Origin of the sequence: Devosia sp. (genome assembly GCF_017744655.1) — a bacterium.
Lineage (GTDB): Bacteria > Pseudomonadota > Alphaproteobacteria > Rhizobiales > Devosiaceae > Devosia.
Genome location: NZ_JAGIAW010000002.1, coordinates 352,365 through 365,123, shown reverse-complemented (window position 1 = coordinate 365,123; position 12,759 = coordinate 352,365). Strand labels below are relative to the sequence as shown.

Genomic DNA, 12,759 nt, shown 5'->3' with positions numbered 1-12,759 from the left:
GCCATGTCGATCACTCCATAGCCCCCGCTGAAAACAGCCAGGGCACGGTTGGAACATGGGTCAAATCTCGATGGAAATAGTCCCGCCTAACGGGTCACTTCTCAGTGGCAATCAACAGGCAGTACTCATGCTGGATCTCCCGGGAGGTCGGGCAAGCCCCGACCCCCGACTGTTCAGTGCTCAAGCAGCGGCTGGCGCCTTGATGTGAAACTGTTGCTGCGTCGCGGCATTGAGACGGTTCCACAGGTTAGTTGTCGCGATCTCGAGTAGAAGCGCGGCCAGCTCTTCCTGGGCAAAATGACGGCCGACCTCGAGCCACAGATCGTCCGAAACCATTTCTCCGGCGCCCACCACGGTGACCGCTTCGGTCAGTTCGAGAGCCGCCTTCTCGGCCGCTGAAAAAAGGCTCGAATGCCGCCAGGCGGCGACGGCATAGAGCCTGTCTTCCGTCTCACCGGCTTTGCGGGCCTCGCGAGAGTGGAAGCTGACGCAATAGCTGCAGCCATTGAGCTGGCTGGTGCGAATATGCGTCAGCAGCACCAGCTTGAGGGGGATATTGCCGATGCGTGTGGCGCCGAGGGCCTGTCCCAGCGAAATCAAGGCGGGTCCGACATTGGCAATGGCGAAGGCGGGGTTCTGCATACGCGGGGTCATTTCGATCTCTTTTCCATTTTGCGGCACCATCATTGGTTCGCTGTTTTGATGACGCCGGAGCGCATGCTGTTGTGACGGAGGATCGAGATTTTTTTGAAGCACGACGTGCTAACGACGCAAGAGTATCGATGGCAAAGCTGCCGGCGCCCACCGCGACCCTGCCTGCGACGGCATCGATGACACCAGCAATGCCACGCGTAGTGCCCCCCATAGAGCTCGATGAGCAGAACAGCCTCATCAACGAGGGTTTTTGTCAGGCGGACTCGATTGCCGAGGGCAGCGCCTACCGCGTGTCGCCAAATGGGGGAGATGCCTCCGCACAGCTCGACCATTTCGCTCCCGGCGTCGGCCAGTTCAGCCGCAAGCTTGTCGGGATGGCGGGCGCGACAACAGACCCTCAGCGGCTCCCGTGGCGTTGATCATGTCCAGTCCTTGACCCGACGAACCGACGCCTTGCCAATCGAATCCTTGCATCACCAAACCCGCCAACCGCATGCCGGCGGCATTGATTTCTCGCGAGGTCCAGATGTGATCGAATGCCACCAGAGGCATATCGGCTTACTGCCGGGTCAGGGAGATCAGCGCCTGGCTCTGGCGCCGACGATCTTGATTCTGAGTAGCATCGGGCACGACAAACCCGGCATGCAGAAAAGCCATGGCGCGTTCCGACGGCGCTGCGTCCAGGGCGTCGAGAAGCCTCGCGAGCAATTTCTGGCTGGCCCTGGAGCGGCCAAGCTCAACGAAACCCAAATGTCGCTGGGAAATGCGCGCCGTCAGGGCAAGGTCAAGCCGCGACATGCCCCGCCGCAGACAACCACCAAGCGTCTGGAGATGCTCGGCGTCCTGGCCGGTGTGCAGAAGGAGTTCGTCCTTCGCAGTCGCCTTGCATCAAACTAGAAAGTTTCGTTGGATCAAATATCCAGTCGCGATAATTCGATGCACATGCCGCCAACCAACCGCATTGCGACAACCCCTTGCAACGAATAGCGAGTAGCGTCGGTGACTAGACATACTCCGCAGGTAGTTGCGGGCGATCCGGGAGAATAACGTCCATACTGCTGGAGGCCCCCAGGGCCGTTTCCTTGAACGCCGCAAGCGTCTTGAAAGGGCCAATGCACAAATCAAGATGCGAACGCCCGAAAAGCCTATCGCCGTGGTTGAATAGCCGGGAATGAGATGACCAACCCTCGTGATGTGAAATACGCCACTGAGAGTATTGCAAAGTGGCAGGATGCTCTGAAAAGCCGTGCGCTCCTCACGACGAACAACATCGCTTTCGCGTGTTTGCGAGGCGTCCTGCACGAGGTTCGTGCTCGATTGAACCTTGGTGAGATTGCTCGCTTTGGCAACCATCTTCCTGCCGTGCAGCGGGGAGTTTTCTATCAGGATTGGATACCCACAGAGCCAATCGCGCTGACTGATCTTGCTGCCTTTGAGGCCGCCCTTGCCCAAAGACTGCTACCCCACATCCATATGCCTGAGGGGATAACCTCGGACACCCTCTGGGTGATTAAGACCGAGAGTGATCCTGTTGCCTCTGCTGCGTTGCGAACTGCGCTGCCTGATCCATTGCGAGAACTTTGGAACGAGCTCTAGGCGTGCGATGCACGCTAAATGAGAGCCGGTCAAGCTTGTCACTCTTGGGGTGGTTTGTGGACTGGCTGCTTTCGGGGAATGTGGTGAACACCGGACGTCGGACCGCGACTCCTTTAAGTTCGAAGTACCAAGCCGATAGATAAACTCCTAGCCCGTCGTGACGACCAAAAGCTTTATCGAGCGGTCCGGGACGAAAAGGAATGGCGCCCGGCGTCGCCGCGAGGTGCACCATGATTTGCAGGGGCTCTGGCGGGAGACAACATTTGCAGCGAGGGCAGTACCATCTACACCCTCGGCCTCCGCCGCATGTGCGGACAGCGAAGTTTGCTCCGCCTGCTTTTGCCGCCAAGCCCTGTTCCGAAAAATCGGATTAAGCATCCGCGCCTGCTGGCCCGCCGGTCACCACAGCGCACAAGGCAAGTTCAGAATTCCTCGTGGGTCGCCGGGTCGCCATCGAAGATGCGGCCATCGGGGCGCGTTAGACCTGCTATCGCTTGCATGTGTCCGGCGCCGAGAACGAAATCCTCTATTGCAAGATTTTCAATCCGACGAAAGGCGTTAGCGGACTTTGGGATAGGCAGAACGCCTAGTTGGGAATGCCAACGCAAGACAACCTGCGCTGGAGTGCGCCCAAGCTCGCGCGCAATGCCGACGATGGTTGGCTCCTCGAGCAGTGCAGTCCGCTTACCAATGGGCGTCCAGGCCTGGGTGAGAATTCCGCGGTTCCTGTCTGCCGTGCGTTGCTCCTCTTGATTGAAATAGGGATGGAGCTCGATCTGATTGACACTGGGTGTCACGCCCGTTTTCTCAATGAGAACATCGAGATAATCAGGCAGAAAGTTCGAGACCCCGATCGAGCGCACCAGGCCACGTTCGCGCGCTTCGATCATTCCTTCCCAGGCTTCAAGATAGAGACCTTGGCCCGGGTTGGGCCAGTGAATGAGATAGAGGTCAAGATAGTCGAGCCCGGTCCGCAGCAGAGATTCCTCGATGGTCCGGCTCACCTGGCTCTTCTTGTGATGCCTGCCTGGCAGCTTCGATGCCACGCGAATGTCTTCCCTTGGGATGCCCGACAATCGAACCGCGCGCCCGACAGCGCCCTCGTTTTCATAATTTACCGCTGAGTCCAGAAGTCGGTACCCCTCTTGCAAAGCGGCCAACATGGCGTCCACGCCGGAATGGCCCCAGAGGCTATAGGTGCCGAGGCCGATAGTAGGCAGGGTCGTCCCATCGTTAAGCGTATAGTCTTTAGACACGGCATTTCCTCATAGTCTCAAGATACTGAGGTCATGGGAGTGGGATTACCATCGCCTCAGGGCAGGCGTGCGGTATGCGGCGGCTCGAACTCCGCCTTGCCGAAAGTCGCGCGCAGATTGTTGTCCGTCCATTCAAAGGGATAGCCGAGATTGAGCGGCAGGGCCGCCGTCAGCGCATCCCGCGCCTCCTGCGGCAGGTCGATCTCCCCGGCAGCCAGGTTCTCGTCCACCTGCTCGGCCGTCCGCACGCCGATGATCGCCGCAGTTACACGCTGATCGCCAAACAGCCAGCTCAGCGCGACCTGGCTTGGCGTATGGCCCAACCGTTCCGCTATCTCGACCACCTTGTCGATCAGTTTTAGCGCATTGTCGAACCAATAGCGCGGCATGGCGACGGACGCCTGGATACCGATGCGCGATTGAGCATCCGGCACCGACTGGTTGCGGTATTTTCCTGACAGCATGCCCGCCGCCAGCGGGCTCCAGCAGATCACGCCTGCGCCCGCATCCTCAGCTGCCGGCAGGATTTCGCGCTCTACGTCGCGGCGAATGAGATTGTAGAGATGTTGCGCGGAAATCAGCCGTTCGTGCCCCCTGGCATCGGCCAGCGTATTGGTCTTGGCGATCTGCCAGCCGTAAAAATTCGAGCAGCCGAGATACCGCACCTTGCCTGCCCGCACGAGATCATCCGCCGCCCGCAGCGTCTCCTCGATCGGCGTATAAGGATCGGGACCGTGGAACTGATAGAGGTCGATATAGTCGAGCCCCATCCGCTTCAGGCTCTTCTCACAGGCCTCGATGATGTGCTTTCGCGACAGCCCCCGCGCCGTCACCGCCTGATCGCTCGGAAACCAGCATTTTGTCGCAATCACGAGGTTGTCGCGCGCAAACTCTTTGAGCGCGACACCCAGCATGCGTTCGGATTCGCCGCCGCTATAGCCATCAGCGGTATCGATGAAATTGCCGCCGCCCTCGACGAAGCGCCGGACAATGGCGTTCGCCCCCTCCTGGTCACAGCCCCACTGGCTATTTCCAAAGGTCATGGTGCCAAGGCAAAGCCGCGACACGAGCAGGCCCGAACGGCCGAGATAGCGGTATTTCATTGTTTTCCCCTCAGTCGAAGAAGCCAGCGTCCTCTTCCGCCAGATACTTTTTCGCGCCTTCGGGATCGATGTCGAGCCCCAGCCCCGGCGCCTCCAGCAGGTCAACGTGACTCTCTTTTACAATCTGCTTTGGCAGGCCGATGACAATGTCCTCCCACCAGGGGTCGGACGCACTGGGATATTCGAACGCAATGTAATTGGCCGGCAAGGTGGCGCAGACGTTGATCAGCGCGCCAAGCCCAAGCAGCCCGTTGGCAGTGCCATGCGGCGCCATCATGATCGAATGCATATAGGCGTGCTCGGCCACCCATTTGAGTTCGGCAATGCCCCCGATGTCGGCCGGGTCCGGCCCCACGACGCGCACTGCCTGTGTCTCGATCAGCTCCTTGAAATTGTGCCGCAAATAGATCTGTTCGCCGGTATGGATCGGCGTCGAGGTCGATACCGTCAACTCGCGATAGGCCTGCGGATTGACCCAGGGTACATAGTCACCGGTCAGCATGTCCTCGAGCCACATCAGATTGTATTTTTCCGTCGCTTGCGCGAAGCGGATGGCGTCATTGAGAAACCAGCCCGGCCCGCAATCGAGCGCCAGGGAAACCTTGTCTCCCAGCACTTCCTTCATCGCCGCGACGCAGTCGAGCATATGGTTGAACCCACGCTCGGAGATCTGCCCTTGGTCCATGGCGCCGTGATAGCCGGCCTTGTTCTGCCGCACGCCATAGTGAAAATCGTCGATGGAATCCTTCATGTTGGAGTGGAAGCTGATCCCCTGCTTCACCATGAAGAACTTTTCGGGCCGCTCCATCATCCATTTGACGTCGGCGGCATAATCCTCCGGCCGGTCGCCGGTCCGCTTCTGGCGGATCGAGCCATTGTAGACGCGAACTTTATCGCGCACCTTGCCGCCGAGGAGCTTGTAGACCGGCACATTGGCCGCCTTGCCGGCAATGTCCCAGAGCGCATGCTCAATGGCACTGACCGCCGCCCCATAGGGCTTGAACGACCCGCGTTGCCGAATTTTCAGCATACAACGCTCGACATCGGTCGGGTCCTCCCCGATCAGCGCCTCGCGAAAATGCAGCACCCAGGGTTTGAGGTACGGCTTGGTATATTCCACCTCCCCAAGCCCATAGATGCCCTCGTCGGTGACAATGCGAACGATCGGATGACGCCCGATAACGGCGCAGCGCAAGTCCGTGATTTTCATGCTCTCAACTCCAAGTCCGATCCCAGGAATATTCGTGATCCCAGTGATCCGTGGACCGCCAGATGTCACTCACGCCCGGCTGCATGTGCTGGCGCAGGACTTCGTCGACAACGTCGTCTATGCCCAGACCCGGCTTGTCGGGCACGGTAATGAAGCCATCCTTGACCAAGGGCCTTGGAAGGCCGGTGACGATATCATCCCACCAGTCGACCTCGACGCTGTGATATTCGAGGGCCATGAAGTTCTCGGTGGCAACCGCCACATGCGCCGCCGCCATGGCTGCGATCGGGCTTTCGGCCATATGGATGGCCATGGCCACGCCGTGATCCTGCGCCATATCGCCGATCTTCTTGGTTTCTAGAATGCCGCCCGAAGTCAGCAGGTCCGGATGGATCACCGAAATGCCGGCCCCAAGCAGCGGCGCAAAGCCCTCCTTGAGGTAGATATCCTCGCCCGTGCAGATGGGAACAGTCGTCGCTTCCTGCAACTGTCGGTATTGCTCGGTATATTGCCAGGGAATGACGTCTTCGAGCCAGGCCGGCACGTATTTTTCGATCCGTCGTGCCAGACGAATGCCGTTCTGTAGCGAAATATGGCCGACATGGTCGATGGCGAGCGGAATTTCGTAGCCGATCACCTCCCGGACTTCGTGGATATACTGCTCGAGCAGATCGATACCTTTGTCGGTGAAATGCAGACCACTGAAAGGGTGGCGCACATTGTGCGTGTCGTAGACGGCGTTACGCGCGCGTCGCTCCTCCATCGAAGTCACCGGCCCGCGATCGGGATGGACACGATAGGCCTCAAGCGAGCCAGCGGGCGAAACCACGGCCCCCGGAATATCGGCGATCTGCATCAGCCCCAGATCCATCTTGAGGAAGGTGAACCCCATATCCATGCGCGCCTTGAGGCGCTTGCCGGTCTCGGTGCCGCTGGGTTTTTCAGCGTCGGTATCGCAATAGCAGCGCACCTTGTCGCGGAATTTGCCTCCCAACATCTGGTAGATCGGCACACCATAGGCCTTGCCGGCAATGTCCCAGAGGGCAATCTCGATGGCCGAGACGCCACCGCCCTGCCGCCCATGCCCCCCGAACTGCTTGATGCGCCGGAACAGCCGGTCGATGTCGAGCGGGTTTTCGCCCAGCAGCCTGCTTTTCAGCATCAGGGCATAAGTGGCGCTGGCGCCATCGCGCACTTCACCGAAACCGATGATACCCTGATTGGTGGAAATCTTGAGTAGCGCCGAGGTGAATGGCGCGCCGACGATCTCGGCCACCCTGAGATCGGTGATGCGCAATTCGCTCGGGCTCGAGAATGTCCGAACGTTATTTTCGATCATTTCGGCATGGGTAGACATGGTCATGAGACCTCCCCTCTTGTGTCCCAGATCAGTCGAATTGCACGAGATTGTCGGCGAGATAGTCCCGGTTCATCTCGATACCGAGGCCCGGCGCCTTGTTGAGCTTGAGAGAGCCATTGGAATTGTCGAGCGGCTTATTGATCAGGTGGTCGTATTTACTCAGGTTCCACTCGGAGGTTTCGAGCCGGTAGAAATTGGGCACCGTCATCATCACCTGTGCGCCTGCCACCACATTGATGGGGCCAGCCGCGTCGTGGGGCGAAACCGGGATGTAATAGGCTTCGCAAAGCGCCGAGATTTTCTTCAGTTCGGTGATGCCTCCCGTCCAGGTCACGTCGGGCATAATGTAGTCGGCGAGCTTGTTTTCGAGGATGGAGACGAAATCCCACTTGGTATGGCCGCGCTCACCCCAGGAGATCGGCGCATTCACCTTTTCACGCACCTGCTTGAGGGCATTGATGCTTTCCGGGGGCACCGGCTCCTCGAACCAGTCGATGTCGCCGGCTTCTTCGAGGGAACGGCAGAGCCGGATGGCCGTGGGCACGTCGAACCGGCCATGCGCGTCGATCAGGATTTCGATGTCGGGGCCAGCAGTCTCGCGGATCAGGGCCGTCAGTTCGGCCGCTTCGCGTTCGTCTTTGCGGCTCATCGAGCCATCGAGATAGCCCTCTGACTGTTCGCGTGCGATGCCATGCGCGTTCTTCTGCCCCTGCTGCGCGTAGGGATCGAATTTCAGCGCGGTGTGCCCCGAAGCGATGATGTCACGGATTTCCTGCACCACGCCTTCCTTGCTCGTGAACTTGCGCTGGTCGGGATGGGTATAGAGCAGGATTTCGTCGCGCACCGGCCCGCCGAGCAGCTCGTAGATCGGCAGGCCAAGCACCTTGCCGCGGATATCCCAAAGGGCAATGTCGATGGCGCTGACGCATTCGACAGCGGCGCCGCGGCTGCCCATATAGGTGAAGTTGCGGAAGATCTTGTGCCAAATTCGCTCGATCTGGGAGGGATCATCGCCTTCGACGATTTTACTGATCTGACTCAGCATGACGCAGAGGGCACGGTTGGCAACATAGGTCGTGGTGGTGATCTCCCCCCAGCCAGAAATACCGGCATCCGTCGTCACTTCGACAAACAGGAATTCGCCCCAATAGGACGCGGCTGTCTTGATCAGCCACGGCTTTACGCCCGTGATCTTCATAATCCTCTCCCTCGGCCGTCAGCCGGCCATATTGCTATCCGGCGCGAGCAGCCTCCGCGGCGCGCATTTGTTCAAGAACGTGGCGCCCCGAGCCCTCCACATGCTGGGCGACCAGCGCGGCGGCTTTTTCCGCCTCGCCATCCTTGATGAACTGGATCAGCTGACGGTGCTCGCGCAGCACCTGCGCACGACGCGCCAGCGTAAAATTGTAGCGGCGGCTGACGGCGCGAAGCACTTCGCGATGCTTCCACCAGAGTTCGGCGGCGTGCTGATTGTAGTGCCGTTCGTACATGATGGTGTGGAAACGCGTGTCGAGTTCGCTGTGGCGCAGGGGATCGGCGAAGTTGTTCTCCTCGATCTCGGCCTGCACCTTTTCGAGTTGAGCGATATCCTCGGGCGTTGCCATGCCCACGAACCAGCGCGTCAGGGCCGGCTCGATCAACACGCCGATTTCATAGATGTCGCGCACGAAATTCTGGTCGATGGGCCGCACGCGCGCGCCGCGATTGGGCGAGATCACCACAAAGCCTTCTCCGCGCAACAGTTGCAGGGCCTCGCGGACCGGATTGGTCGAGGTGTCGTGGCGCAGGGCGAGATCGGCAACGACCAGCCGCTCATTGGGCTGCAGCCGGCCCGAAATGATGTCATCGCGGATCAGCTGGTAGAGCGAATCCCCCTGTTTGGAGGCACCCGTCGGTTCAATTCCGACCGGGGGCTTTGCTTTGAAGTCGCTCATCTCTGTCTCGTCAGCTTTCGTGGTGTTCCGACGCATGCGTTTAGCCAACTTCGTGCTGCAAGTACCGAGACATTGCGCCGCATTGGCGCACCATCTGTGTCCAATAATGTACAATCTGATCCAGTTGACACGCAATATCTATTCTGCAACGTTCATTTTACGGCGATACGTACATAAGAGGCCCAAGCCCGGTGTAGGCCGCCGCAAGAGGACCTGAGGCGCGAGGGGCGCTTGCAGGGACAGAGGAGGACTAGATGAGCAATTACCCATTGGGCCGCGCGCTGGCGCGTGGCGCATGCGTCTCTGCACTCGCCGTTTCGATGATGAGCACGTCCGTATTCGGCCAGAGCGTCGATCTCAGCAAATGGTCGCCCGAATATGTACGATCAATCGCTGGCACCGAGACCTACAACACTGCCGAACAGTGCGGCGCAGTCACGCCACTCGACTACAAAGGCAAGCTGACCTTCTGGTATCAGGGCGTCTTCGAAGGCGATCCTGACCTGCTGCGTCAGTACTACAAGGACTTCTTCGCCGCCTTCCGCGAAACCTATCCCAATATCGACCTGCAGGAGCAGGCCCTGACCTATAACGACCTTCTGGACAAGTTCCGAACGGCCCTGCTGGGCAATGCGGGTCCGATGGTCGTGCGCCTCCAGATTTTGGGTGGCGTCGAGTTCGCCTCAAAGGGCTATCTCCAGGAGCTCAAGCCCGAAGACGTTGGCTGGAAGACCGAGGATTTCTGGCCGGGCGCCATGAAATCGGTGATGTGGGAAGGCAAGGCCTACGGTATTCCGACGAACAACGAGACCATGGCCTTTATCTGGAATGCCGACATCTTTGAGAAGGCCGGCCTTGATCCAGAAACGCCCCCCGCAACCTGGGACGAAGTCGTCGAATATTCCAAGAAGATTCACGATGAGCTAGGCATTGCCGGCTATGGTCTCGTTGCCCGCAAGAATGCCGGCAATACGCCTTACCGCTTCATGCCTCAGCTCTGGGCCTATGGTGGTGGCGTCTTCGACGAAGCCGATGCAAACCCGAACTATGGCGAGATCCGCCTCGACAGTCCGGAAAGCATCAGGGCGCTGCAGGCATCCTATGACATGTATGTCCGCGACCAGTCCGTTCCGGTCTCTGCGCTGACCAACCAGCAGGCCGACAACCAGCCGCTGTTCCTCGCCGGTCAGGTCGCCATGATGATCTCGCATCCGTCCGATTATAACGTGATGCTCGACCTTCAGGCCAAGGCCACCGGCGCCGACAAAGAGACCGCGCAGACTGTCATCGACAACATGCGCTATGGCCTGATCCCTACCGGCCCGGACGGCAAGCGCGCCGTGGTATTTGGCGGCTCCAACATCCACATTCTAAACCCTGAATATGTCGAGGGCGGCGAAGTGGACGAGGCTGCTGCAAAGGCCATGGTCTGCTTCTGGACCAGCCCCGAATGGTCCCTGAAAATGGCCTATGCCGGCTCTAACCCGGGCAATCTCAACGGCTTCAAGACCGAATGGATGAAGCAGCGCCTCGATAGCATCAAGTTTCTCGACGTCACGACCTCGATGCTTCCCTACGGCATTCCGTTCCCGACGCTGCCGGAAACGCCCGAGATCATGAACATCATCATTCCCGACATGCTGCAAAATGCACTGACGGGCGCGATGACCGTGGAAGAAGCAGCCGCAGACGCCGCTCAGAAGGTCCGCGACGTCACGGATGGCGGCGGCCTCTAGCCTCTCTCCCTGCAAAAGTGGCCGGCGGCTTCCGCCGGCCTCCCCTTCTGACAGGAACGAGCCAGATGACCACGATGACAGGCAAGTTGAGCGCTGCTCCCGAGCATCTCACCAGGCGGCCCAATGTTCTGCGGCAGATGTGGACGAGCCGCGCCGACTATCTTTATGTCCTGCCCGCGATTGTGGTGATGCTTGTCGTCATCGCCTACCCCATCTACTACACGATCGACCTTTCCTTCTTCAAAACTCCGCCCGGCCTCCAGCTTCGCGACAAAATCTTTGTCGGCGTCGACAATTACGGCGCCATCCTGTCGAGCGAAGTGTTCTGGAAAGTCACCCTTAATACGGTCATCTGGACGATTGCCTCGACGATGATCGCCTTTGTGCTGGGGTTTGGCGCCGCGCTGGCGCTCCATCGCGACTTTGCTGGCCGCGCCATCCTGCGCGCCATCCTGATCATTCCCTGGGTCATCAGCGCGGTCGCGGCCTCCTATATCTGGAAATGGATCTACCACTCCGATTTCGGCGTGCTCGGTGCCGTCCTTGTCCAGTTCGGCTTTCTCGACCGCCAGCCCAATTTCATCGACAATGTCAACAGCGTCCTGCCCTCGCTGATCGTCGTCAATATCTGGCGCGAGTTCCCCTTCGCCATGATCATGCTGATGGCGGGGCTGCAGACTGTGCCCGATCAGTTGCTGCGCGCCGCCAAGGTCGATGGTGCTTCGGCCTGGCAACGGTTCTGGCACGTCACTTTCCCGCATCTGCGCGGGGTTTCGACCGTCACCATCCTTCTTCTCGCCGTTGCGAATTTCAACTCCTTCATCATCCCCTGGATCATGACCGGAGGTGGGCCGTCCAACGCCTCGCACATCTGGATCACCCACATCTACGAGCTTGCCTTCGGGCGGCAGCGCTGGGGCGTGGCCGCGGCCTATTCGGTGCTGCTGTTCATCATCCTGATGGTGCTGGGCTACTTCTATGTGCGTGCCCTCAGCGGCAATGAAAGCAAGGAGCACGGGGCATGACTGTCACTGCCGATACCGTCACGCCCCGCAGTCGCAAACGCATCGACGGCTGGCGCTGGGCCGGGCGCATCTTCCTCCTGATCATGGTGCTTTATACGGCCCTGCCCATGGCCTGGATGCTGCTCACCTCGATCAAGTCGGGCTTTGCGGCAACCCAGTTCCCGCCCCAGTGGTGGCCGGCCGAGCCGACACTGGCGAGCTACCAGAAGCTGCTCGATCCGCAGAACAGCGTGGGGCAGGACTTCCTGCGCTTCTTCTGGAACAGCCTTTTCGTCTCCGTGGTCACGACGATCCTCGCCGTTGCGGTCGCCGTTCCCGCTGCCTATGCCTTCTCGCGCTTCAGGTTTCCGGGCCGCAAGTTCCTGTTCTTCTCTGTCCTGCTGCGCAACATGTTCCCGGCCGTTATCTTCCTCGTGCCGCTCTTTATCCTGATGCGCTGGCTGGGCCTGGTGAACACCCATGGATCACTCATCCTCACTTACCTCACCTTCGGCCTGCCGCTCGCGATCTGGCTGCTCAAGGGGTTTTACGACAATATCCCGATCCAGCTCGAACAGGCGGCGCGCATCGACGGCGCCACGCGTTTCCAGGCTTTCCTCCTGATCGTCACGCCGCTCTCGGTCCCCGGCATCATCGCCACCGCCATCTATTCCTTCATCGGCGCCTGGAATGAATACATCTATGCCGCGACCTTCCTCACCAAGAACGAACAGCTGACCCTGCCTGTCGGCATCCAGCGTTTCTTCTCGGAAAACACCACTGATTTTCCGGGCCTTATGGCGGCGAGCTTCCTGATGAGCGTGCCGGTCGTCGTGCTGTTCCTCGTCCTCCAGAAATACTTCGTGCGCGCGCTCACCGAAGGCGCCGTCAAACACTAAAAGGATT

The 12,759-nt window shown here is 59.5% G+C and carries 13 protein-coding genes; 5 read left to right on the top strand and 8 right to left on the bottom strand.

Annotated features, from left to right (window positions below):
- Window positions 1-180: 180 nt before the first annotated feature.
- Window positions 181-654: a carboxymuconolactone decarboxylase family protein gene (locus J7557_RS07675; RefSeq protein ID WP_291418951.1), complete on the bottom strand. Its 474-nt coding sequence runs from the start codon at window positions 652-654 to the stop codon at window positions 181-183.
- Window positions 655-782: 128 nt separating this feature from the next.
- Between J7557_RS07675 and J7557_RS07670 the strand changes: the two genes are divergently transcribed.
- Window positions 783-1,073 carry a hypothetical protein gene (locus J7557_RS07670; RefSeq protein WP_291418949.1) on the top strand — a complete coding sequence of 97 codons (291 nt, stop codon included), beginning with the start codon at window positions 783-785 and terminating at the stop codon, window positions 1,071-1,073.
- Between the two features lie 139 nt (window positions 1,074-1,212).
- Here the strand turns inward: J7557_RS07670 and J7557_RS07665 are convergent, their stop codons facing one another.
- A complete protein-coding gene (locus J7557_RS07665) occupies window positions 1,213-1,452 on the bottom strand; it encodes a hypothetical protein (protein WP_291418947.1) in 240 nt (79 codons plus the stop codon).
- 378 nt (window positions 1,453-1,830) lie between these two features.
- Between J7557_RS07665 and J7557_RS07660 the strand changes: the two genes are divergently transcribed.
- Window positions 1,831-2,250: a DUF2267 domain-containing protein gene (locus tag J7557_RS07660; RefSeq protein ID WP_291418945.1), complete on the top strand. Its 420-nt coding sequence runs from the start codon at window positions 1,831-1,833 to the stop codon at window positions 2,248-2,250.
- A 422-nt stretch (window positions 2,251-2,672) separates the two neighbouring features.
- Here J7557_RS07660 and J7557_RS07655 read toward each other — a convergent pair whose 3' ends face one another.
- Genes J7557_RS07655 through J7557_RS07630 form a run of 6 tightly spaced genes read right to left on the bottom strand, consistent with a single transcriptional unit; the run spans window position 2,673 to window position 9,149 of the window.
- Entirely contained in the window at window positions 2,673-3,506 is an 834-nt protein-coding gene (locus tag J7557_RS07655) for an aldo/keto reductase (protein WP_291418943.1), read from the bottom strand.
- A gap of 56 nt (window positions 3,507-3,562) precedes the next feature.
- On the bottom strand, window positions 3,563-4,609 hold the full coding sequence (locus tag J7557_RS07650; RefSeq protein ID WP_291418941.1) for an aldo/keto reductase: 1,047 nt from the start codon (window positions 4,607-4,609) through the stop codon (window positions 3,563-3,565).
- Window positions 4,610-4,619: 10 nt separating this feature from the next.
- Window positions 4,620-5,819: a mandelate racemase/muconate lactonizing enzyme family protein gene (locus tag J7557_RS07645; RefSeq protein ID WP_291418939.1), complete on the bottom strand. Its 1,200-nt coding sequence runs from the start codon at window positions 5,817-5,819 to the stop codon at window positions 4,620-4,622.
- Window positions 5,820-5,823: 4 nt separating this feature from the next.
- Complete coding sequence (locus J7557_RS07640; protein WP_291418938.1) at window positions 5,824-7,182, bottom strand: mandelate racemase/muconate lactonizing enzyme family protein; 1,359 nt, start codon at window positions 7,180-7,182, stop codon at window positions 5,824-5,826.
- A gap of 25 nt (window positions 7,183-7,207) precedes the next feature.
- On the bottom strand, window positions 7,208-8,377 hold the full coding sequence (locus tag J7557_RS07635; RefSeq protein WP_291418936.1) for a mandelate racemase/muconate lactonizing enzyme family protein: 1,170 nt from the start codon (window positions 8,375-8,377) through the stop codon (window positions 7,208-7,210).
- Window positions 8,378-8,411: 34 nt separating this feature from the next.
- Window positions 8,412-9,149: a GntR family transcriptional regulator gene (locus tag J7557_RS07630; RefSeq protein ID WP_291418934.1), complete on the bottom strand. Its 738-nt coding sequence runs from the start codon at window positions 9,147-9,149 to the stop codon at window positions 8,412-8,414.
- A gap of 218 nt (window positions 9,150-9,367) precedes the next feature.
- On the opposite strand from J7557_RS07630, the gene J7557_RS07625 reads away from it, so the two are divergent.
- The 3 genes from J7557_RS07625 to J7557_RS07615 all read left to right on the top strand — a co-directional run bounded on the left by J7557_RS07625 (window position 9,368) and on the right by J7557_RS07615 (window position 12,752).
- Window positions 9,368-10,849, top strand: coding sequence for a sugar ABC transporter substrate-binding protein (locus J7557_RS07625; protein ID WP_291418932.1), 1,482 nt, complete (start codon window positions 9,368-9,370; stop codon window positions 10,847-10,849).
- Between the two features lie 65 nt (window positions 10,850-10,914).
- Complete coding sequence (locus tag J7557_RS07620) at window positions 10,915-11,874, top strand: carbohydrate ABC transporter permease (RefSeq protein ID WP_291418930.1); 960 nt, start codon at window positions 10,915-10,917, stop codon at window positions 11,872-11,874.
- On the top strand, window positions 11,871-12,752 hold the full coding sequence (locus tag J7557_RS07615; RefSeq protein ID WP_291418928.1) for a carbohydrate ABC transporter permease: 882 nt from the start codon (window positions 11,871-11,873) through the stop codon (window positions 12,750-12,752). The genes J7557_RS07620 and J7557_RS07615 overlap by 4 nt, the downstream gene beginning before the upstream one ends.
- Window positions 12,753-12,759 lie beyond the last annotated feature (7 nt).